Annotated in this window: 1 pseudogene; it reads right to left on the bottom strand. The window is 34.3% G+C overall.

The window, feature by feature from the left end:
• Positions 1 to 471: 471 nt before the first annotated feature.
• Positions 472 to 664: pseudogene (locus Xbud_RS19240) on the bottom strand (DUF5710 domain-containing protein); the annotation flags it as partial.

Here is a 664-nt window from a genome sequence, read left to right as displayed (position 1 = left end):
GAAGCAAATAATAATATTGATTCTAAGTAATTGAAATGCTATACATTGACTGCACCAAGTATACCTAATAGTGTATCTATACCTGCCCTTGAAAAGAAACATGTTATCATTACAGATAATATAATAGATACTATTAAATTCCATTGTAGATATACGTTAAAATAACCAATCATTGCAGCACACGTTGCATATGAATGACACATAAACAGTAATGGAAGTAATTTTGAGTTATACATTTATGCCTCCCTGTATTATTAACTGGTTAATTAAATTATCACTTTTATTTCTCTTGATTGATTTTTGTTAATGTTTTCTCATTTAATGGTTTAACAATACTTAAATGTATCCAAAGTTATTTTGAATAGTTGTTATTACATTCACATATAAAATATCGCTAACGATGGAATGCAAAACAGTTTTTTGTTCCATCGTTAGCAGACAAGCCTCTTGGCGGCGCGTTAGTCTTTCTTGTTAATGCTGATACTTTGACGGCGCATTTACTACCTGAGTCATCCATTCAAACCAGTCACAGGCTTTACCGATATGGCTCTCCCCCTTCGGATCAAAATGGTCGTGATGGTGCGAAATATCTTCACAATACCCTACAAAAGGTTGATCAATACGGTGAAGCTGAATAGCCGCCGCTTGCTCTTTGGAGGTTGGG

It is taken from the genome of Xenorhabdus budapestensis (assembly GCF_002632465.1).
Lineage (GTDB): Bacteria > Pseudomonadota > Gammaproteobacteria > Enterobacterales > Enterobacteriaceae > Xenorhabdus > Xenorhabdus budapestensis.
This window is presented reverse-complemented; position numbering and strand designations above follow the sequence as displayed.